Here is a 19,867-nt window from a genome sequence, read left to right as displayed (position 1 = left end):
GCGCGGGCCGCGCCTACTTCGCCGCCCCGGGTTCCAGGTGCCGCGGTGGCGCACGGTCCTCGGCCGTGACGAACCTGACCCCGGGACCGCCGCCGCCATCCGCCTCGACCAGCGCGACGCCGCCGGCTTCGAGGGCGCGGCGGATCGCGGCGGCGGTGGCGCGTTGCAGGGCGTGTTGCCCCGTTTCGAACCCCCGGATAGTGCCGCGGCTCACCTGCGCCCGCTCGGCCAGGTCGTCCTGGGTCCAGGCGAGCAAGGCGCGGGCAGCCCGGCATTGCGCGGGGGAAAGGGACATGGTCGCGCCGCCTTAGGCTTTTGCATCAATCCAGGCAAGATTAATCAAAATGGTTGATGTGGCTTGCGGGCATCACCACATCGGGGCGAAGACGGGAGAAACACCATTGCCGGGCCACGCCTGCCGCGCCATCCAGCCTTCCCGACCGCGGCGGTCCGCCCTGGCCCGCCGCCCCGCCTGGCCGCGCGTGACCCTGCGCCGCAGCGTTGAAAGAATGGACTGATGGGCATCGCGGACCACCTCTCGCCGCAGGACGTCATCCTTGACCTCGGGGCCTCCAGCAAGGCTGCCGCCCTGCAGTCGCTCGCAGCCGTTGCCGCGCTCCGTCTGGATCGCCCCGAGGCCGAGATCCTGGACGCGCTGAATGCGCGCGAGCGGCTCGGTTCCACCGCGCTCGGCCGCGGCGTCGCGCTGCCCCATGCACGGATCGACGGCGACGCGCATCCCGTGGTGACCTTCGCGCGCCTGCACCGCCCCATCGACTTCGAGGCCCGTGACGAGGAACCGGTCGACCTGGTCATCCAGGTGCTCTGGCCCGAGGCCGCGGCCGAGGGCTTCCTGCCCATGCTGGCCGAGACCTGCCGCGCGCTGCGCGACCCGAACACCCTGCGGCGGCTGCGCACGGCGGCAACGCCGGACGAGGTGCTGGCCGCGCTCGCCAGCCCCGCCGCCGCGGGGCCGGCGTGATGCCGCGCGGTCCCGGCACCACCCGTCGCGCGGGCTGACGCGCGACCATGCCGGATGCCGTCCTTCTCCTCAGCCTGGTGGTCCTGCCGTTCCTCGGCGCCATCACGGCGGGGCTGCTGCCGAGCCAGGCGCGCAATGCGGCCGCCATCCTCGCCGGCGCGATCGCGCTGATCGGCCTCGCGCTGATCTGGGTGGCCTATCCGACGGTCGCGGCCGGCAGCGTGCTGCGTGCGGAATTCGCCTGGATGCCGGCGCTCGGGCTGAACCTCTCGCTGCGCATGGATGGCTTCGCCTGGCTGTTCGCCGGCCTGATCACCGGGATCGGCGCCTTGGTCGTGCTCTATGCCCGCTACTACATCAGCGAGGACGACCCGGTGCCGCGCTTCTTCGCCTTCCTGCTCGCCTTCATGGGGGCGATGACGGGGGTGGTGGTGTCGGGGAACCTGATCCAGCTCGCCTTCTTCTGGGAGCTGACCAGCCTGCTGTCCTTCCTGCTGATCGGCTACTGGCACCACGTGGCGGCGGCGCGCGAGGGCGCGCGCATGTCCCTCACCATCACCGCCGCGGGTGGGCTGGCGCTGTTCGCCGGCGTGCTGGTGCTCGGCCACATCGCGGGCAGCTACGACCTCGATTCCGTGCTGGCCGCGGGCGATCGGATCCGCGCGCATCCGCTGTATTTGCCCGCGCTGGTGCTGATCCTGCTGGGGGCGCTGACGAAGAGCGCGCAGTTCCCGTTCCACTTCTGGCTACCGCATGCGATGGCGGCGCCTACGCCGGTCTCGGCGTACCTGCATTCGGCCACTCTGGTGAAGGCGGGGGTGTTCCTGATGGCGCGGCTGTGGCCGGTGCTGTCGGGCACCGATGCCTGGTTCCTGATCGTTGGTTCGGCCGGGCTGATCACGCTGCTGGTCGGCGCCTACATCGCCATCTTCCAGAACGACCTGAAGGGGCTGCTGGCCTATTCCACCATCAGCCACCTGGGGCTGATCACGCTGCTGCTCGGGCTGAACAGCGAACTCGCGCTGGTCGCGGCGGTGTTCCACATCGTCAACCATGCGGCGTTCAAGTGCTCGCTGTTCATGGCGGCCGGCATCATCGACCACGAGACCGGCACGCGCGATATCCGCCGCCTGTCGGGGCTCAACCGATCCATGCCCTTCACCGCGCGGCTCGCGCTGGTGGCGGCAGCGGCTATGGCGGGCGTGCCGCTGCTGAACGGCTTCATCTCCAAGGAGATGTTCTTCGCCGAGGCGCTGACGGCGGAATCGCCGATGGGCCTGATGAACATCCTGCCCTTCGCTGCCATGCTCGCCTCCGCCTTCGCCGTGGCGTATTCGCTGCGCTTCATCCACGGCGCCTTCTTCGGCCCCGAGCCGACCGACCTGCCGCGCACGCCGCACGAACCCGCCAACTGGATGCGCCTGCCGGTCGAACTGCTGGTGCTGGTGTGCATTATGGTCGGCGTGCTGCCGGCGGCGACGGTGGGGCCCTTCCTCGCCATCGCCGTACGGTCGGTGCTGGGCGAACAGGTGCCCTACTACAGCCTCGCGATCTGGCACGGCGTCAACCTGCCGCTGGCGATGAGCATGGCCGCCATGGCCGCGGGCATCGTGCTGTACCTGCTGCTGCACCGGAAGCTGCGCGTCGGGCTCGAACGCCCGCCGCTGCTCGGCCGGCTCGAGGGCCAGCGCATCTTCGAACGCTCCATGGTCTTCCTGTCCTGGCGGCTCGCGCGGCGCGTCGAACGCCTGGCCGGCACGCGCCGGTTGCAGCCCCAGCTGCGCCTGATCGTGGGCATCGCCATCATGGGGGGCGCCGCCGCGGTCTGGCTACGCGGCGTGGGGCCAGGCAACCTGCCGAGCACGGGGTTCGACCCGGTGCTGGCGCTGGTCTGGTGCGTGGGCGGCGCCTGCGCGATCGGCGCGGCCTGGATGGCCAAGTTCCATCGCCTGGCGGCGCTGATCCTGCTCGGCGGTTCGGGCCTTGCCGTCGTGCTCACCTTCGTGTGGTTCTCCGCGCCCGACCTCGCGCTCACGCAGCTGACGGTCGAGGTCGTGACCACCGTGCTGCTGCTGCTTGGCCTGCGCTGGCTGCCCAAGCGCGTGCAACTGCCCGGCGACAGCGGGCCGGAAGTGCTGACCCGCACGCGCCGCCTGCGCGACCTGGCGCTCGCGCTCGGCGCCGGCTGCGGCCTCGCGGCGCTGTCCTATGCGGTGATGACGCGCGTGCCGCCCGAACTGCTGGCGCAGCACTTCCTGCAGCGCGCCTATACCGAAGGCGGCGGCACCAACGCCGTGAACGTCATCCTGGTTGACTTCCGCGGCTTCGACACGCTCGGCGAGATCTTCGTCGTCGCCGCCGTGGCGCTGACCGCCTATGCGCTGCTGCGCCGCTTCCGCCCCGCGGCCGACAGCGTGGCACTGCCCGACCAGCAGGCCGGCGCCGATGGCACGACCGCCGGCACCGCCATGACGGCGCGCGGCGAGGTCGCGGCCGGCGGCGACTGGCTGCTGGTGCCCTTCATGCTCACGCGGCTGATCTTCCCGGCCATGCTGGTGGTCGCGGTCTTTCTGCTGCTGCGCGGGCACGACCTGCCGGGCGGCGGCTTTTCGGCCGGCATGGTGGTCGCGATCGCGATCATCCTGCAGTACATGATCGGCGGCACCGACTGGACCGAGGACCGGCTGCGGCTGCGCCCGCAGCTGTGGGTCGGCGCCGGGCTGCTGGTGGCGGCCGGCACCGCGCTGGCGGCGCTGGCCTTCGGCAGGCCGTTCCTGACCACCTATTTCGCCTATGCCGACCTGCCGCTGTTCGGACGCGTGCCGACCGCCAGCGCGCTCATCTTCGACATCGGCATCTTCGCGCTGGTGGTGGGATCGACACTGCTGATGCTGGTGGCGCTGGCGCACCAGTCGGTGCGCGCGCATCGCGCCGTGGCCGGAGAGCGCTGATGGAGATCGTCGTCGCCCTCGCCATCGGCGTGCTGTCCGGCTCGGGCGTGTGGCTGCTGCTGCGCCCGCGCACCTTCCAGGTCATCATCGGCCTGGGGCTGCTGTCCTATGCGGTGAACCTGTTCATCTTCTCGACCGGGGGCTTGCGCACCGGCGCGGCCGCCATCCTGGCGCAGGGGCAGGAGGGCACGCTCGGCCAGTTCACCGACCCGCTGCCGCAGGCGCTCGTGCTGACCGCGATCGTCATCGGCTTCGCGACCACCGCGCTGCTGCTCGTGGTGCTGCTGGCGGCGCGCGGCCTGACCGGCACCGACCACGTGGACGGGCGGGAGCGCGACCGGTGACCGCCTGGACCGACCACCTGGTCGTCGCGCCGATCATCGTGCCGATGCTGGCCGGCGCCGCCATGATCCTGGCCGGCGACCGCTGGCGCGGGGCGGTGGCGGCACTCGGCCTGCTGTCCACCGTCACGCTGGTCGGGCTCGCCATCGCGCTGGTCGGCATGGCGGATACGCCGCAGCTGCGCATCTACCGGCTGGGCGACTGGCCGGCGGTGTTCGGCATCGTGCTGGTGCTCGACCGGCTCTCGGCGCTGATGCTGGCGCTGGTGGCGGTACTGGGGCTCGCCGCCTTCGTCTCCTCCCTCGCGCGGTGGGACCGGGCGGGGGCGTATTTCCACCCGCTGTTCCAGTTCCAGCTGATGGGGCTGAACGGCGCCTTCCTCACCGGCGACCTGTTCAACCTGTTCGTCTTCTTCGAGGTGATGCTGGCCGCCTCCTACGGTCTGGCGCTGCACGGTTCGGGCACGGCGCGGGTGCGCGCGGGGCTGCACTACATCGTCATCAACCTGGTCGCCTCGCTGCTGTTCCTGATCGGCGTCAGCGTGATCTACGGCATCTCGGGCACGCTCGGCATGGCCGACCTGGCGGCCCGCCTGCGCGAGGTGGCGGCAGGCGACCGCGCCCTGCTCGAGGCCGGGCTCGCGGTCATGGGCGTGGCGTTCCTCATCAAGACGGCGGCCTGGCCGCTCGGCTTCTGGCTGCCGGGCACCTACGCCGCGGCCAGCGCGCCGGCGGCGGCGATCCTGTCCATCCTGAGCAAGGTCGGCGTCTATGCCGTGCTGCGCGTGTGGCTGCTGCTGTTCGGCGCCGAGGGTGGAGATTCCGCAGGCTTCGGCGCGAACGTGCTGCTGGCCGGCGGGCTGCTCACCATCGCCTTCGGCGCCATCGCGGTGCTCGCCGCGCAGGACCTGCCGCGGCTCGCGGGCGCGAGCGTGCTGGTTTCCTCCGGCACCCTGCTGGCCGCGCTCGGGGCGGGCCAGGCGGCGGTCACCGGTGGCGCGCTGCTGTACCTCGCGACATCGGTGCTCGCGCTCGGGGCATTCTTCCTGCTGATCGAACTGATCGAACGCGGGCGCGATGTCGGCGCCGATGTCCTCGCCGTCACGCGCGAGGCCTTCGGCACCGGCGAGGAAGACGACGACTTGCGCGAGCCCGAGGCGGTGGGCGTCGCCATCCCCGCCATCGTCGTGATCCTCGGCCTTGGCTTCGGCACCTGTGCGCTGCTGCTGGCGGGGCTGCCGCCGCTGCCCGGCTTCCTCGCGAAATTCGCCATTATGGCGCCGCTGCTCGGCCCACCGGAGGCCGCGGTGCCGGTCTCAAGCTGGCTGCTGGTCGCCGCGCTGCTGCTGTCGGGCCTGGCGACGGTGGTGGCCATGCTGCGCACCGGCATCGACATCTTCTGGGCCTCGCCGCCCTCGACGGTGCCGCGCGTCAGCCTGCTCGAGGTCGCGCCGATTGCCGGGCTGCTGCTGCTGTGCGCCGGGCTCGCCGTCGCGGCAGGGCCGGCGATGGACTACATGCTCGCCACCGCGGCGGGGCTGCATGCGCCCGGCACCTACCTCGACGCCGTTCTCGGCACGGCGGTGCGACCATGACGCGGCTACTGCCCCATCCGCTGCTGGCCACGGCCTTCCTGCTGTTGTGGCTGCTCCTGCAGGAGAGCGTGTCGACCGGTGCCATCGTCTTCGGCGTGCTGCTGGCGGTGACCGGGTCGGGCGTGCTGACGGCGCTGGGCGTGCCGCGCGGGCGGGTCGGCCGGCTGAAGCCGCTGCCCGGCCTGCTGCTGGACGTGCTGGTCGAGGTCGTGCGGTCGAACAACGCCGTCGCGCGCATCATCCTGCAGCCGCGCGCACCCGGCGAGCGGAGGTCGGGCTTCGTCCATGTCCCGCTCGACATGCGCAGCCCCTATGGGCTGTCGGCGCTGGCCTGCATCCTGACCGCCACGCCGGGCACCGTCTGGGTGGACTACGATGCGCGCGGCGGCACCATGCTGCTGCACGTTCTCGACCTGGTCGACGAGGAAACCTGGGTCCGCACCATCAAGGACAAGTGGGAGCGCCGGCTGATGGAAATCTTCGAATGACCGCCGCGTTGCTCGGCGCCGCGCTGCTGCTCGCGCAGCTCATGCTGGCGGTCGCGATGGGCTGCGCCGCATTGCGCGCGCTGGTCGGCCCGCGAGCGCAGGACCGCGTCCTGGCGCTCGACACGCTGTACGTGAACGCGGCGATGCTGCTGCTGGTCTTCGGCATCCGCACCGGCACCACCCACTACTTCGAGGCCGCGCTGCTTGTCACGCTGCTGGGCTTCGTCGCCACCGCCGCCTTGTCGAAGTTCCTGATGCGCGGCGAGGTGATCGAATGACCGGCGCGGCGGAGATCCCATTCTGGGCGGCGCTGCCGGTGGCGGTGTTGGTGCTGTTCGGCGCGGGGCTGGGACTGACGGGTTCGATCGGGCTGCTGCGCCTGCGTGGCTTCTACGAACGCGTCCATGCGCCGACGCTGGGCACCACGCTCGGTATCGGCAGCATCCTGATCGCGTCGATGTTGTTCTTCTCGGTGCTGCAGACGCGCCCGGTGCTGCACGAACTGCTCATTGCCGCTTTCATCGTGGTGACGACGCCGGTCACGCTCATGCTGCTGGCGCGCGCCGCGCTGCATCGCGACAGGGCGGAGAGCGACCCGTCGGTGCCCGCCCCTGCGGCGCCTACGGCTCCGCCGCCTCCCGCGTGATCTCGAACCACAGGCAGGCTTCGTCGCGCCCGCGCGCGGGGCACCAGATGCGGCCCTCGCCCAGCGGCACCATGCCGAGCAACTGCACCACCGCGAGCGACGCCGCATTGTCCGCCTGTACCGCCGCGCGAACCCGCGCGATGTCCATGCTGCGGAAGGCCTCGGCCAGCGCGGCGGGGGCCGCCTCGCGCATCAGCCCCTGGCCCTGGAACCCGTCGCCCAGCCAATAGGTGATCAGCGCCGTCGCTCCATCCCCTGGCGCGCGCGAGATGCTGATCCACCCCACCACCGCGCCATCCGCACGCCGTTCGATGACCAGCGGCAGGGACCGTCGTTCGGCCGCGGCCATCCGCACGCCGGCAATCCGGTCCGCCGCCATCAGCGGCGTATAGGGCACCGGCCAGGACGCCAGGCGGCGGCTGATCGCGGCATTCATCATGGCGGCGAGGGCGGCGGCATCGCCCGGTTCGGCGCAGCGAAGGCGCAGGCGTGGTGTTTCCACGGCGACAAGGACGGGCGCTTCCACAACCATAGCGGGAGCATAGCGTGGAACGGTTAACGCAACAGCCGTTTCGTGATGCGTTCGGCCATCGAACCGCGCGGCGGGTCGAACATTCTCGCGAGCGAGAAGCGGCCATGCCGCACCCGCGCGCGCAGGTTCGACAGGGCACGGAAGCCTTCCTCCCCATGCGTGCGCCCCTGGCCGGAGGCGCCGATCCCGCCGAAGGCGAGGTCCGAGAAGCCGACATGCTCGACGCAGCGCCCCAGCACGATGGCGCCCGAACGCGTGCCGGCGGCGACCGCCGCTTCGTCCTGCGCCGTCGCGCCGAACAGATAGATGGCGAGCGCTGGCGGGCGCGCCGCGATCCAGGCGATCGCCTCAGCCAGGTCGGCGCAGGCGCGCAGCGGCAGGACCGGGCCGAACACCTCCTGCGTCATCAGCGGCGCGTCGTCGGGCGCTGTCGCGAGCACGATGGTGCGCCGCCGGCCCGGCCCATCCTGCGCCAGCGGGATCAGCGCCGCGCCCTCCGCCAGGCGATCGAGCCGCGCGGCCTGCGCATCGTTCAGCACGGCGGTTTCGGGCAGCGCGATGCCGGCGGCGCGGCAGGCCGCGGCGAAGGCATCGATGCCATGCCCGACCAGCAGCACCGTGTCGGGTGCGACACAGGTCTGCCCGGCGTTCAGCGCCTTGCCCACCAGAATCTCCCGCGCTGCCTGCACCAGGTCGGCCCCCGGCAGCACCACCGCCGCGCACTTGCCGCCCAGTTCCAGCGTGATGGGCACGAGATTCGCCGCCGCCGCGAGCGCGACCCGCCGCCCGGTCGCGGTGCCGCCGGTGAACACCAGGTGGTCCCAGGGCTGCGCGGCGAAATCGGCGGCCACGGCACCGTCGCCCTGGACACAGCGCGCCATGTCGGGGCCGAGGGCGGCGTCCAGCACCCGCGCGATCATCTCCGCGCAGCGCGGCGCATGCTCGGACGGCTTCACCACGATCCGGTTGCCCGCCGCAATCGCATCCACCGCCGGCGCTAGCGCCAGCTGCACCGGATAGTTCCACGGCGCCATGATGCCCACCACGCCCTTCGGCACGGGTTCGAGCACCGCGCGCGCCGGCCAGAACGGGTAGGGCACGCCGGCGCGCTTCGGCCGTGCCCAGCGCGGCAGCTTCCGGCGCGCATGCAGCGCGAAATCCGCCACCAGCAGCACGTCGGCGAGCAGCGTTTCGAGGCGCGACCGCGCGCCGAAATCGGCGGCGGCCGCGGTGGCGATGTCCTCCCCGCGGCGCTTCAACTCGGCGGCGAGGCGCGCGAGCAGGTCGCGCCTCCGCGCAAGGTCGGGTGCACCGTCGCGCGCTTCGGCAGCGCGCAGCGCTGCCAGCGCCTGTGCCGCAGCTGACGCGTGGTCGGCCGCGGCATCATGCGCGCGGGCCTCGGAGACGGGTGCTGCCGCGCGCGGATCGGTCGGGTTCATGGCTTAGCGCACCTGTCGGCGAGAGACGGCGCGCGCCTTCGGCGATGCCCGGTCATGCTCCGGCCCTGCCCAGCGCGACCGGCCGCGGCAGCCGTGCCGCGATGGCCTTCGCCGCCGCCTCGCCCGACCGCGCCGCGGCTTCGATGGTCGCGGGCAGGCCGGTCCAGGTCCAATCGCCGGCGAGTGCCAGGTTGCGCATCACCAGCCGCGGCGCGATGGGCGCGATGCCGACCGCATGGCGCGGCGTGGCGCGGCGTTCCTTCACGGCCCGACAGGGTGGCGGTGCGTCCGGCCAGTCGCCGGGCAGCGCGAAGGCCGCCGCGGCGCGCCGGATCTCGGCCCAGGCGCGCGGGGCGAGGTCCTCGACACGCTCCTCGGTCTCGGCATCCGCGGCACTGACCGTCACGCTGATGCCCGCCGGGCGCACCAGCACCCATTGCGTGAGGCCGCCGACCACGCCGATGAAGCGCACCGCCGGCGCGCCGGGATGCGCGAAATGCAGGTTGAGGATCGGTGCGTGACGGTCCGGCACGCGCAGCCCGGGGATCAGCCGCGCTGCCTCCCAGGGTGGCAGCGCCAGTACCACCGCATCGGCGGCGCCGAGCGCGACGGACTCCTCCGCCAGGTGCAGCGCCATGGCGCGATCCTCCGCGCTGGTCAGCGCGCGCAGGCGACTGCCGAACCGGATCTCGGCCCCCGCGGCGCGCAGCGCGGCCAGCGCAGGCGCGATCAGGTCAGGCCCCAGCCCGTCCCGCGCCACCAGCAGCCGCGCATCGGCGGCCGAGCGCACCCGCCGCAGCACCTGGCCGAGCCGCGCGGAGGATGCCTCGGCCACCGGCGTGTTCAGGGCCGCGACGGCGAGCGGTTCGACGAAGCCGCGCAGCAGGGCAGGGTGCCTGGCCAGCGCCGCGGCCACGGGCTTGTCGGTGAAGGGCAGCGCCATGCCCAGCAATGCCAGCATACCGCCCGCGGTCAACCCCGGCGGCCGCCGCGCCGGGTCGCGCCAGGCGAGCGGCGCGGCCGCGATGCGCCGCGCGCTGCCATCCGCCAGGTCGAGCATCGGCAGCCCGTCGGGTTCCGGTTCCACCCAGCCCGCGCGCGCACCGATGGCATCGAGGAAGCGCAACGCCGCATGGTTCGCCCCCATCAGCGCATGGGTGCCGTTGTCGGTGCCGTCGGGCAGCGCGCGGCAGCGGCCACCGGCGACGGGCGCGGCCTCGTGCAGCGTCACGGCATGGCCACCGCGCGCCAGTGCGAGTGCCGCCACCAGCCCCGCCACGCCGGCGCCGACCACGTGCACGTGCGCCGGCATCTGGCCGCCGTCGCGCGCTACCGCCATCACCGTGCGGCGACCGGCGCGAGGCGCAGCGCGAAGGCCGCCATGCGCGCCTTCTCGCCCGCGGTCAGGCGCGGGCGCGCACGCGGCGGGCCGAAGCCGCGTGCGACAAGGCGGTCGAAGATACGACGGTAGCCCCACATCATGATGCGCGCGGGCAGCAGCGCGGGGGTGTCGAAGCCCTGGAGTTCGGCCTCGGCGCGCGCGAAGCCGGCCTCGGCCTGCACCGCCAGCGCGTTGGCTGCCGCCGCCACGCCCGGCTGTGCCATCATGGCAATGGCATCGCCATCCATCACGCCATGGGCGGCGAGCAGGTCGGCCGGCAGGTAGACGCGGTCGCGCGCCGCGTCCTCGTCCATGTCGCGCAGGATGTTCACAAGCTGCAGCGTGCGCCCCAGCGCCAGTCCAAATCCGGCCGCCTGCGGCGCGCCGAAGATGCGCACCGCCATCGCGCCCACGCTGCCCGCCACGCGCCGGCAATACAGGTCCAGCGCGTCGGCATCGGCGATGCGCAGGCGCGGCGCGGCGTCGGTCTCCATGCCGGCGATCATCGCCTCGCACTCCTCGATCGGCAGCGCATAGGCCTCGCGCGCGCGCGCCAACTCGCGCGACAGCGCGCAGTCAGGTCGCGCCAGTTTCGCGCGCCAATCGGCCAGGAAGCGGCGCTTCTCGGCCTCCGGCATCGCGCCGTCGGCGATGTCGTCCACCGCGCGGCAGAAAGCGTACACGGCCCAGAGCGCGCGGCGCCGGTCGCCGCGCAGCGCCGACATGCCCTTGGCGAAGGACGACCCGGCGGCTGCGACGCGCGCGCGCACCAGCGCGGCATCCGACGGCCCGCGGAAGGGGCTGGTGGCGAAGGCGCGCGCGAAGTCGGGCTTGCCCAGGGCGACGCGCGCGAGCACCGGGTCGGCCGCGCGAAGCCGCCCGAGCAACCGCCGCGCCAGCGCGATGGTGACGGTCGCTTCCATCGCCAGCCGCCACGACCCGATCAGGCGCGGCAGCCCGGCCGCGGCATCGAGCCGTTCCTCCACCCGGTCCAGTGCCGCATCCAGGACGGCACGGCGCGCGGCGGTGTTCGCGGCATCGAAGAAGGCGTCCTCGCCCCCCGCCAGCGCGATCCAGGACACCGGCAGGTAAACTCGGTCCAGCGCATCGCGGTCCGGCACCAGATCCTGCAGGTGGTTGAGGATCTGCAGCGCCGTGCACAGCGCATCCGACGCGCCGGCCGCACCTGGCGCGTCCACGCCATGCAGGCGCAGCAGCATCCGCCCGACCGGGTTTGCCGAGGCAGCGCAATAGGCTTCCAGGTCCGCCCAGTCGGCATAGCGCCGCTGCGTCGCGTCCTGGCGAAACGCGGCCAGCATGGCGCGCGCCTCGGGCGTCCCGCTGCCCGCCATGTGCAACAATGTCGCCGCGGGCTCGGTGGTGGCGGGATCATCCAGCGCGCGTTCCAGCGCATCGAGCCGCGCAAGCTTTTCCGAGGGTTCAAGGACCGCACTGTCGGCGATGTCGTCCGCCGTCCGCACGAAGCGGTAGAAGCCCATCACCTTCGGCCGCAGCGCGCGCGACAGCAGCAGCGAGGCGACAGGGAAGTTCTCGCCGTCGGCGTCGCGCGTGGGCGGGCCGACCGCGACGCTCCGGCTCACGGCGCCTCGGGCGCCGCGTAGGCGCGGCCCTTCCAGCCTTCCTTGCGCCCCATCAGGAAGCGCGCCAGCGCGGTCCATTGGATGGCGAGCGCGACGATGACGGCGGCCGGGTGCAGCACGATCGTCCAGGCCGGTTCCCCGCTGCGCAACGTGATCGCGGCACGCAGCGCGAAGACAAGTGCCAGCGCCATCACCGCCTGCATGTCGGGCAGCAGGAAGAAGGGCCACAGATGCGCCCCCGCCAGCACCACCGACCAGACTGGCAGGCCGACCGGCGTCGCCATGCCCTCGCGCGCATTCTTGAGGAAGCCGCGCCAGGATTCCGCGAAGCCGCGATACATCCGGCAGGTCGCCACTTCGGCGCCGGCGACGATCTCGGTGCGGAAGCCGTGCACGCGCAGCAGCCGTGTCAGCTTCAGCCCGTCATGTAGCGTGGTGCGCACCGCTCCATGCCCGCCCGAGGTTTCGTAGGCGCCGCGTTCGAGCATCATCAGCTGCCCGCAGCCGGCCGCGAAGCCCGGGTGCCGCGTGAACGCGCGCCCGCCGCCCGGCAGGTAGCCCACCAGCAGCAGGTTGATCATGGGCACGGTCAGCCCTTCGCCCAGCGTGCCGATGTGCTGGCGCGGCACGGTGCTGACCAGCCCCAGCTGTCGTCGCACCGCATGGCCCGCCAACCCCGCCGCTGCGCCCGGCAGCAGGCGCACATCGGCGTCGATGAACAGGAAATGCGTGCCGCGCGCGGCCTCGGCCAGGCGCGCGCAGGCGTGCATCTTGCCCGACCAGCCCTCGGGCAGCGGGGGTGCGCTCACCAGCCGCACGCGCGGGTCGCGGGCGGCGATGCGGCGGACGATGTCCGGCGTGCCGTCGGTGGAGCCATCATCCATGACCACCACTTCGATCGCGACACCGGTCTGCGCCAGCGCCGCCTCGATGCAGTCGGCGATGTTCGCCGCCTCGTCGCGCGCGGGCACCAGGATGGACACCAGCGTGCCGGCCGGCACGGGCCCGGTGGGCGCGCGCAGCAGGAACAGGTTGATCACGCCGTTCACAGCCGGAAACACGGCGAGCAGCAGCGCGATCCAGGCGGGGTCGAAAGTCACGGCGCGCGCTCCGGCTGGTTGTCGTGGCGGGGGTCGAAGCGCTGGCCGCGCAGCAGGGCGCCCAGGCGCCGCCACATCTGGTAGACGCCGCCCATGCCCTCGCGCCCCTGCACCAGGGTGTCGAAGCGCTCGGGGTCTCGGCTGATGGCATCCGCGACCAGCCGGTCATGCGTGGCTTCCAGGGCGGCGGCCAGGCGCGCGGCGCGGGCATCCCGATCTAGCGCGAGCAGTTCCGCGGCGGGGATGGGTGCACCGAAGGCGACGAGCATCTCGGCCTTGCGCTCCCCCCAAAAGGGGTAGTCGAGCGCGAGGGGCACGAAGTTCGCGCCAGGCGCCATCTCCGCCAGCCGTGTCATGCCCGGCGCTATCGGGATGGGCCTCTCGCGCGGGTCGGCGAAGCGCCCCGGCGCGTTGATCCACAGGATGTGCGACGGGTCCTTCAGCACATGTTCGGCCGTGCGCAGGAACGCGACCGTCCCGCGCGACGATCCGGTCTCGATCCCGAACACGCCCAGGCGCCGCATGAAGGCGTATTTGTTCAGCGCCCATTCGGCCATCGGCGTGAACAGCGGGCGGTCCTTCAGCAGCCGGCGGTACAGCAGCATGAAGGCCACACCGTCCCACCAGGACGGGTGGTTCGCGAAGATCACCGCCGGCGCGCCGCGCGGGACCTCGGGCAGGCCCCAGCGCGCGATGCGCACGGCGCGCATGTGCTTGCGCGTGAAGCGCGTGAACATGAAGTTGAAGAAGTCCAGGTGGCGCTCCGAACGGAGCACCACCGGATCCCGCCCTGGCGTCCCGGCCCGGCTGGTCATTCGGCGGCGAGGAGCGCGTCCCTGAGCCCCGCGCGTTCGGCCGCCTCCGACATGCCGCGCCCGCCCGCGTCGCGGTCCATCGCATCCGCCGCGATCCAGCCCGACATCATCACCATCGGCATGCCCGGGCCCGGATGCGCGGCACCGCCGCACAGGTACAGTCCCTTGATCGCCTTCGACCGGTTGGACGGCTTGAAGGCACCCAGGAACGCGCCGTGCGACGCCAGCCCGTAGATCGCGCCGTCCAGCACCTTGTAGCGTTCGTGGATGTCCTGCGGCGTGAGCGCGCGCTCCACCACGATGCGGCTCTCGATGTCCTCGAGCCCTGCGGTGCGCTTCAGCTTGTCGAGGATGGTCTGCCGGTAGGGCGCGAACATCTTCGACCAATCCTGCCCCGGGCGCAGGTGCGGCGTGTGCACCAGCACGTACAGTGCCTCGCCGCCCTCGGGCGCAGTCGTCGGGTCGGAGCACGACGTCGCCGCGAGATACGCGGTGGGGTCCGGCGCCGGTACGCCCTTCTTGTAGATCGCGTCGAACTCCTCCTCTGCGTCGCGGGAGAAGACGAAGCAGTGGTGTGCGAGGTGGTCGTAGCGCTTGTTCAGGCCGAGGTAGAGCACGACGCCCGAGCACGCCGGCTCGAACCCCTTCTTCTCGATCTTGCGCGCCGCATCGCCCTTCACGAGTTCCGTGTAGGTGCGCACCGCATCCATGTTCGAGATCAGCGCGTCGCAAGCGATGCGCTCGCCATTCGCGGTGACCGAACGCACCGCGCCGTTTTCGATTTCGATCGCCGTGACCTCGGAATCTGTCCGCAGGTCGGCACCAAGGTCGGTCGCGAGCTTCGCCAGCCCTTCCGCCACCGCGCGCGTGCCGCCCTCGGGGTACCACACGCCCTCGCTCGCCTGCATGTCGCCGATGCCGCACAGCACCGCCGGCGCCAGATACGGGTTCGACCCGACATACTGCGTGAAGTGGTCCAGCATCTGCGCGAGCCGTTCGTCCGGCACATTGCCGCGGATCACCTTCGCGACAGTGCGGCCCATGCGCAGCGCCAGCACGTCGCGCAGCACCTCGGTGTTGAAGCTCGTGCTGAAGTCCAGCGTGTCGCCGATCCCTTCGACCGGCTTCCAGAAAAAGAACTTCTCGCTGACCTCATGCAGGTGGCGCGAGATGTCCTGGAACTTCCGGTAGCCCGCACCCACGCCCTTGCCCGGCGCGAAGCGGTCCATGGCCTGCGCCATGGTGTCCACATTCGCCATCAGGTCGATGCGCGTGTTGTCGTCGAAGAAGCAGCGCCACTGCGGGTCCAGGCGGATCAGCGGCAACTCGGTCGCCTGGTCGCGCCCGGCCTCGGCGAAGATGCGGCGCAGCACGCGCGGCACGGTCAGGATGGTCGGGCCCATGTCGAAGCGGAAGCGCCCCGACCCGTCCGGCGCGTCGAGATGCAGCACGGCGGCCTTGCCGCCCAGCCAGGGATTGCGTTCCAGCAGCGTGACCTGGTGCCCGCGCGCCTGCGCGACCGCGGCCGCGGCAAGGCCACCAAGGCCACTGCCGATGACGACGACTTTCGAACCCATCTCAACGTCCTCCCGGTCAGTCGCCGAGCGCAGGCTGCGCGGCACCGACCCTGTCATTCGCCTCAGTGCTCGGCTGCATGCCGAGGTCGTCCATCAGCAGGCGCGAGCTGATGCGCGCGCCTTCGTAGATCACCGGCAGCCCGCTGCCCGGATGCGTGCCGCCGCCCACCAGGTACACGCCCTCGGCCTTGCCGAAGCGGTTGCGCGGGCGGAAGTGCATCATCTGCCGCACATTATGCGCCAGGTTGAACGTGGCGCCGTAGCCCACCGAATACTCGTCCTGCCAATCCTGCGGCGTGACGATGCGTTCGTAGCGGATGCGCGATTGCAAGTCGTGCAGACCCAGCGCCTTCAGCCGATCCAGCGCGATGCGGCGGTAGCGCTGCGTCTCCGCCGCCCAGTCCTGCCCGCCATGCAGGTTCGGCACCGGCACCAGCATGTACAGTGTGGAATGGCCCTCGGGCGCCAGGGACGGATCGGTGCCCGCCGCCGCCTGCACGTACAGCGACGGGTTCTCGGGAATGATCCCGCCCTCGATCTGCTGCAGGTTGCGCTCGTAATCCTCGGCCAGCAGCACCGAATGGTGCGCGAGGTCGAGCTTCCCCTCGATGCCGAGGTACAGCATGAAGGTCGAACAGGAGTACCGCGCCTTCTCGATCTTCGCGTCGGGCCATTGCGGGCGCAGCGCCTCGGGCATCAGCCCCGGGATGGCGTGCGCGAAATCGGCGTTCACCACCACCGCATCGGCCGCGTGGCGCTTGCCGCCGACCTCGACACCCGAGGCGCGCGTCCCTTCGAAGGACAGCCGATCGACCTTGGCGTCGAAGTGGAATTCCACACCGAGGCGCTCGGCCACGCGGGCCATCGCCTCGCTGACGGCGCCGCAGCCGCCGCGCGGGTGGAAGATGCCGTGCTCGTATTCCAGGAAGGACAGGATCGAGAACATCGACGGGCAGCGGAACGGGCTCATGCCCAGGTATTTCGACTGGAAGGTGAAGGCCAGGCGCGTGCGCGGATCGGCGAAATGCCGCTTCAGGTCGTCATCCAGCGACAACCACGGCCGCAGGTACCGCAGCCCCTTCATCACCTCGGGCGCGAGATACGTCATCACCCCGTGGAAGGGCCGTTCCAGCACCGGGCGGAAGGCTTCGAGCTTCACCCGGTTGTCCGACATGAAGGACCGGAAGCCCTTGGCATCAGCCGGGTTCAGCTTGGCGATCTCGGCTTCCATCCGCGCCATGTCGGGCGAGGCATCGAGCGTGACCGGGTTCGATCCTTCGAACACCAGCCGGTACTGCGGGTCGAGGCGGATGAGGTCGACCTCGCGGTCGAAATCCGCGCCGCACTGGGCGAAGATCTCGCGCAGAATGCGCGGATACAGGAAGAAGGTCGGCCCGATGTCGAAGCGGTAGCCACCCGGCGCGGTGACGGTGCGCGTGCGCCCGCCCACCACCGAATCGCGTTCGAACACGGTCACCCGGGCGCCATTGGCGGCCAGGATCATGGCGGCGGCCAAGCCACCAGGTCCCGCACCCACGATGGCGACGCGCGGGCGGGAGCGGGAGAGGGCGGGCAGCGAGGCGTTCATCCGGCTCATTCGTATCAGGTTAAGGACTGTGCAGATTGCGCTGCCGGGCAGCCATGCAAGGGCATGGGCTCATGCCGCCAGCGCCCCGGCGATCTCGGCGACCCGCCCACCGGCCCGCGGCAGCAGGCGGCGCAGGTAGAAATCGGCGATCGGACCGTAGGTGGAAGAATCCTCCGCTGCGGCGCGGGCGACCATCCAGCCACCCAGCACCCAGCCCGCCGCTTCCAGATAGGCCACCGCCACCGACTGCGCGGCATCGGCGTCGCGGCCCTGCGCCTCCAGCACCGCGGTGGTGGCGTGTTCCAGCGTCTCGACCGCGACGCGCAGGCGCACATCGGGGATGCGCTTCACCTCGGCCAGCAGGGCGCGCATCGCGGCGCCGCCATCCTTGGCCAGCTTGCGCACCAGCAGGTCGATGGCCTGGATGCCGTTGGTGCCCTCGTAGATCGGCGCGATCCGCGCATCCCGCAGCACCTGCGCGGCCCCGGCATCCTCGACGAAGCCCATGCCGCCATGCACCTGGATTCCGGTGGAGGCCGTCTCGACACCGCGGTCGGTGCACCAGGCCTTCAGGATGGGTGTCAGCAGCGCCAGGCGTTCCAGCGCCGCCGCATCGCCGGTCATGGCGTGCCGGTCCACACACAAGGCGGTCTCGAGCGCCAGCAGCCGCCCCGCCAGCGTGGTGGCGCGCATCTCCATCAGCATCCGCGCCACATCCGGGTGGCGCGCGATCGGGCGTCCGCCCTGCACGCGCTGCTCGGCATAGGCTTCCGCAAGCCGCAGCGCCGCCGCGCCATGCGCGACCCCCTGCGTGCCGACACCCAGGCGCGCATTGTTCATCATCGCGAACATCGCCGGCAGGCCGCGATGGGGTTCGCCCACCAGCTCGGCCTCGGTTCCTTCGAACAGCATGACGCAGGTCGGGCTGGCATGGATGCCCAGCTTGCGCTCGATGCCCCCCGCGCGCAGCGCGTTGCGCGACCCGTCCGCCCGCCACTTGGTGCAGACGAACAACGAGATCCCCTTCGACCCCGGCGGCGCATCCGGCAGTCGCGCCAGCACCAGGTAGACGATGTTCTCCGAGCAATCCTGCTCGCCCCAGGTAATGTAGATCTTCTCGCCATGCAGCGCGAAGCGCCCGTCGCCGAGCGGCTCGGCGCGGGTGCGCAGCACGCCCAGGTCGCTGCCCGCGCCCGGCTCGGTCAGGCACATCGCACCCGACCATGCGCCCGACACCATCTTCGGCAGCAGCCGCGCCGCCTGGTCGGGCGTCGCGTGGTGCAACAGGCAGTCGATCGCGCCGGCGGTCAGCAGCGGCCCCAGCATGAACGACGTATCCGCCGCCATGCCGAGCTCGGTCATCGCGGTCCACAGCGCCGCGGGCAGCCCTTGGCCGCCATGCTCGACCGGGGCCGCGAGCGACTGCCACCCGCCCTCCACCCATTTCGCGTAGGTCTCGCGATACGGCGTGGTGACCACGCCATTGGCATAGACGGCGCCTGCACGGTCGGCGGCCTGGGCGCCGGGCAGCAGCACCTCGGCGCAGAAGCGGTCGGCCTCTGTGACGATCTGCGCGATGTCCTCGGCCGACAGCGTCGCCCCCGTCAGCGCCGGCAGCCCGACCACGCGCGTGAGGCCGAAGATCAGGTCGGTGGCCGCGGTCGAACTCATGCGGGAACGCCCTCCAGGGCAGCGAGCAATCCGGGCGCCGGCGCCGCCACCCCGGCGGCCCACGGGGCGAGGGCCGGCAGCAGCGCCTGGTCCGCCGCCGCGGCCGCCAGGCCCAGCCCCAGCAGCGGCGCGAACTTGAAGCCGTGGCCCGAGAAGCCCGACATCACCAGGCAGCGCGGCGCGATCGGTTCCACCACGAAGCGCTCCCCATCCTCGACATCATAGTAGCAGGCGCGCGCGCCGATCACGCGATAGCCCGCCATGTCGCGCAGGCGCGGCCGCGCGAAGGCCAGGATCTCCTCGGCCTCGGCGGTGGTGGCCTCGCGCGCGTCCGTCTCGGCGTCGCCGATGCGCGAGAAGCGGTGGTCGCCGATCTTCAGCGGTGTGCCCGCCACCGGCGGCACCGCGTAGAAGCCGCCATCCTCCGCGAGGTCCAGCAGCATCGGCGCGCGCGCCCAGCCTTCGCGGTGCTGCGCGGGCGGTTCCAGCAGCACCAGGATCTGGCGCGACGGAACCACCCGCGGCGCCAGCGCCTGCGGCAGCAACCGCGGCGCCCAGGGGCCGGCCGCCACCACCAGCAGGTCGGCCGATCGCTCCGCGCCATCCGCAAGGCGCAGCGCGCCGCGCGCCGGGTCCAGGCCTGCGGCGCGGGCGCGTTCAAACACCACGCCGCGCGCCGCCAGGTGCCGTGCCAGCCCTGCGACGATTCGTTCGGCCAGCAGCACCCCGCCCGCGTCCATGTGGAAGGCGGCGCCGATGCCGGACTCGGTGAAGATCGGAAAGCGCCGCGCCACCTCGGCCGCGGTCAGGTCGGCGAAGGGCAGGCGGTCGGCGGCCAGTGTCGCACGGCTGTCGCCCAGCCAGCCATCGGCGCTGCCCGAGACCGCCAGCACGCCCGTGCCCAGGTGCAGCACCTCGCCGATATCCCGCCAGACCTGGTCCCAGGCGGCATAGGCCGGGTCCACCATCCGCATGTAGCCGGCCTGGGCGCCATAGGCGTGGCGGATCAGCCGGTGATGGTCCACCGAGGCGCCACGCGGGTTCGGCACCGGGTCCTGCTCGACCACCCGCACCGCGAAGCCACGCCGCGACAGGCCCCAGGCAGCGCTGAGGCCCATGATGCCGGCGCCGAGCACCAGGGCGGTGGAGGAAGAAGCCAT

18 protein-coding genes are annotated in these 19,867 nt (G+C 72.0%); 7 read left to right on the top strand and 11 right to left on the bottom strand.

What is annotated here, in order from left to right; translation table 11 throughout:
• Positions 1-13: 13 nt before the first annotated feature.
• Entirely contained in the window at positions 14-295 is a 282-nt protein-coding gene (locus tag MWM08_RS20915; RefSeq protein ID WP_244408442.1) for a helix-turn-helix domain-containing protein, read from the bottom strand.
• A gap of 222 nt (positions 296-517) precedes the next feature.
• Here MWM08_RS20915 and MWM08_RS20910 point away from each other — a divergent pair, with 222 nt between their 5' ends.
• Genes MWM08_RS20910 through mnhG form a run of 7 tightly spaced genes read left to right on the top strand, consistent with a single transcriptional unit; the run spans position 518 to position 7,003 of the window.
• Entirely contained in the window at positions 518-982 is a 465-nt protein-coding gene (locus tag MWM08_RS20910; RefSeq protein ID WP_244408441.1) for a PTS sugar transporter subunit IIA, read from the top strand.
• A 47-nt stretch (positions 983-1,029) separates the two neighbouring features.
• Entirely contained in the window at positions 1,030-3,933 is a 2,904-nt protein-coding gene (locus MWM08_RS20905; RefSeq protein WP_244408440.1) for a monovalent cation/H+ antiporter subunit A, read from the top strand.
• Entirely contained in the window at positions 3,933-4,277 is a 345-nt protein-coding gene (locus tag MWM08_RS20900) for a Na+/H+ antiporter subunit C (protein ID WP_244408439.1), read from the top strand. Before MWM08_RS20905 ends, MWM08_RS20900 begins: the two co-directional genes overlap by 1 nt.
• A complete protein-coding gene (locus tag MWM08_RS20895; protein ID WP_244408438.1) occupies positions 4,274-5,869 on the top strand; it encodes a monovalent cation/H+ antiporter subunit D in 1,596 nt (531 codons plus the stop codon). Before MWM08_RS20900 ends, MWM08_RS20895 begins: the two co-directional genes overlap by 4 nt.
• The gene (locus tag MWM08_RS20890) at positions 5,866-6,357 is read left to right on the top strand and encodes a Na+/H+ antiporter subunit E (protein WP_244408437.1); all 492 of its coding nucleotides are present in this window, start codon (positions 5,866-5,868) and stop codon (positions 6,355-6,357) included. Before MWM08_RS20895 ends, MWM08_RS20890 begins: the two co-directional genes overlap by 4 nt.
• The gene (locus MWM08_RS20885) at positions 6,354-6,635 is read left to right on the top strand and encodes a K+/H+ antiporter subunit F (protein WP_244408436.1); all 282 of its coding nucleotides are present in this window, start codon (positions 6,354-6,356) and stop codon (positions 6,633-6,635) included. The genes MWM08_RS20890 and MWM08_RS20885 overlap by 4 nt, the downstream gene beginning before the upstream one ends.
• Entirely contained in the window at positions 6,632-7,003 is a 372-nt protein-coding gene (gene mnhG / locus MWM08_RS20880; RefSeq protein ID WP_244408435.1) for a monovalent cation/H(+) antiporter subunit G, read from the top strand. Before MWM08_RS20885 ends, mnhG begins: the two co-directional genes overlap by 4 nt.
• On the opposite strand, the gene MWM08_RS20875 is transcribed toward mnhG, so the two are convergent.
• The 10 genes from MWM08_RS20875 to MWM08_RS20830 are packed head-to-tail and all read right to left on the bottom strand — an operon-like array spanning position 6,978 to position 19,867.
• Positions 6,978-7,505: a GNAT family N-acetyltransferase gene (locus MWM08_RS20875; RefSeq protein ID WP_244408434.1), complete on the bottom strand. Its 528-nt coding sequence runs from the start codon at positions 7,503-7,505 to the stop codon at positions 6,978-6,980. The two genes, mnhG and MWM08_RS20875, sit on opposite strands and share 26 nt — an antisense overlap.
• Positions 7,506-7,558: 53 nt before the next feature.
• The gene (locus MWM08_RS20870; RefSeq protein ID WP_244408433.1) at positions 7,559-8,974 is read right to left on the bottom strand and encodes an aldehyde dehydrogenase family protein; all 1,416 of its coding nucleotides are present in this window, start codon (positions 8,972-8,974) and stop codon (positions 7,559-7,561) included.
• A gap of 52 nt (positions 8,975-9,026) precedes the next feature.
• Positions 9,027-10,286 (bottom strand): hydroxysqualene dehydroxylase, encoded by a 1,260-nt coding sequence (locus tag MWM08_RS20865; RefSeq protein WP_244408432.1) that lies wholly within the window; start codon positions 10,284-10,286, stop codon positions 9,027-9,029.
• 26 nt (positions 10,287-10,312) lie between these two features.
• Complete coding sequence (locus MWM08_RS20860; protein ID WP_244408431.1) at positions 10,313-11,956, bottom strand: squalene/phytoene synthase family protein; 1,644 nt, start codon at positions 11,954-11,956, stop codon at positions 10,313-10,315.
• Positions 11,953-13,056 (bottom strand): glycosyltransferase family 2 protein, encoded by a 1,104-nt coding sequence (locus MWM08_RS20855; protein ID WP_279323214.1) that lies wholly within the window; start codon positions 13,054-13,056, stop codon positions 11,953-11,955. The genes MWM08_RS20860 and MWM08_RS20855 overlap by 4 nt, the downstream gene beginning before the upstream one ends.
• The gene (locus MWM08_RS20850) at positions 13,053-13,832 is read right to left on the bottom strand and encodes a lysophospholipid acyltransferase family protein (RefSeq protein WP_244408430.1); all 780 of its coding nucleotides are present in this window, start codon (positions 13,830-13,832) and stop codon (positions 13,053-13,055) included. The genes MWM08_RS20855 and MWM08_RS20850 overlap by 4 nt, the downstream gene beginning before the upstream one ends.
• A 35-nt stretch (positions 13,833-13,867) precedes the next feature.
• Positions 13,868-15,448 carry a phytoene desaturase family protein gene (locus MWM08_RS20845; RefSeq protein ID WP_244408429.1) on the bottom strand — a complete coding sequence of 527 codons (1,581 nt, stop codon included), beginning with the start codon at positions 15,446-15,448 and terminating at the stop codon, positions 13,868-13,870.
• 16 nt (positions 15,449-15,464) lie between these two features.
• Positions 15,465-17,045 carry a phytoene desaturase family protein gene (gene crtI / locus MWM08_RS20840; protein WP_244408428.1) on the bottom strand — a complete coding sequence of 527 codons (1,581 nt, stop codon included), beginning with the start codon at positions 17,043-17,045 and terminating at the stop codon, positions 15,465-15,467.
• A gap of 60 nt (positions 17,046-17,105) precedes the next feature.
• Positions 17,106-18,707: an acyl-CoA dehydrogenase family protein gene (locus MWM08_RS20835; protein WP_244408427.1), complete on the bottom strand. Its 1,602-nt coding sequence runs from the start codon at positions 18,705-18,707 to the stop codon at positions 17,106-17,108.
• Positions 18,704-19,867 (bottom strand): FAD-dependent oxidoreductase, encoded by a 1,164-nt coding sequence (locus MWM08_RS20830; protein ID WP_244408426.1) that lies wholly within the window; start codon positions 19,865-19,867, stop codon positions 18,704-18,706. The genes MWM08_RS20835 and MWM08_RS20830 overlap by 4 nt, the downstream gene beginning before the upstream one ends.

It is taken from the genome of Roseomonas fluvialis (assembly GCF_022846615.1).
GTDB lineage: Bacteria > Pseudomonadota > Alphaproteobacteria > Acetobacterales > Acetobacteraceae > Neoroseomonas > Neoroseomonas fluvialis.
Note: the sequence above shows the minus strand (reverse complement) of the source record. Positions and strands in the feature narration are given on the sequence as shown.

Bases quoted from the DNA above. Each gene is read 5' to 3' on its own strand.
- mnhG (WP_244408435.1), top strand. From the start codon at position 6,632: ATGACCGGCGCGGCGGAGATCCCATTCTGGGCGGCGCTGCCGGTGGCG.
- MWM08_RS20845 (WP_244408429.1), bottom strand. From the start codon at position 15,448: ATGGGTTCGAAAGTCGTCGTCATCGGCAGTGGCCTTGGTGGCCTTGCC.
- MWM08_RS20910 (WP_244408441.1), top strand. From the start codon at position 518: ATGGGCATCGCGGACCACCTCTCGCCGCAGGACGTCATCCTTGACCTC.
- MWM08_RS20915 (WP_244408442.1), bottom strand. From the start codon at position 295: ATGTCCCTTTCCCCCGCGCAATGCCGGGCTGCCCGCGCCTTGCTCGCC.
- MWM08_RS20900 (WP_244408439.1), top strand. From the start codon at position 3,933: ATGGAGATCGTCGTCGCCCTCGCCATCGGCGTGCTGTCCGGCTCGGGC.
- MWM08_RS20870 (WP_244408433.1), bottom strand. From the start codon at position 8,974: ATGAACCCGACCGATCCGCGCGCGGCAGCACCCGTCTCCGAGGCCCGC.
- MWM08_RS20885 (WP_244408436.1), top strand. From the start codon at position 6,354: ATGACCGCCGCGTTGCTCGGCGCCGCGCTGCTGCTCGCGCAGCTCATG.
- MWM08_RS20830 (WP_244408426.1), bottom strand. From the start codon at position 19,867: ATGGCTTCTTCCTCCACCGCCCTGGTGCTCGGCGCCGGCATCATGGGC.
- crtI (WP_244408428.1), bottom strand. From the start codon at position 17,045: ATGAGCCGGATGAACGCCTCGCTGCCCGCCCTCTCCCGCTCCCGCCCG.
- MWM08_RS20865 (WP_244408432.1), bottom strand. From the start codon at position 10,286: ATGCCGGCGCACGTGCACGTGGTCGGCGCCGGCGTGGCGGGGCTGGTG.
- MWM08_RS20890 (WP_244408437.1), top strand. From the start codon at position 5,866: ATGACGCGGCTACTGCCCCATCCGCTGCTGGCCACGGCCTTCCTGCTG.
- MWM08_RS20905 (WP_244408440.1), top strand. From the start codon at position 1,030: ATGCCGGATGCCGTCCTTCTCCTCAGCCTGGTGGTCCTGCCGTTCCTC.
- MWM08_RS20835 (WP_244408427.1), bottom strand. From the start codon at position 18,707: ATGAGTTCGACCGCGGCCACCGACCTGATCTTCGGCCTCACGCGCGTG.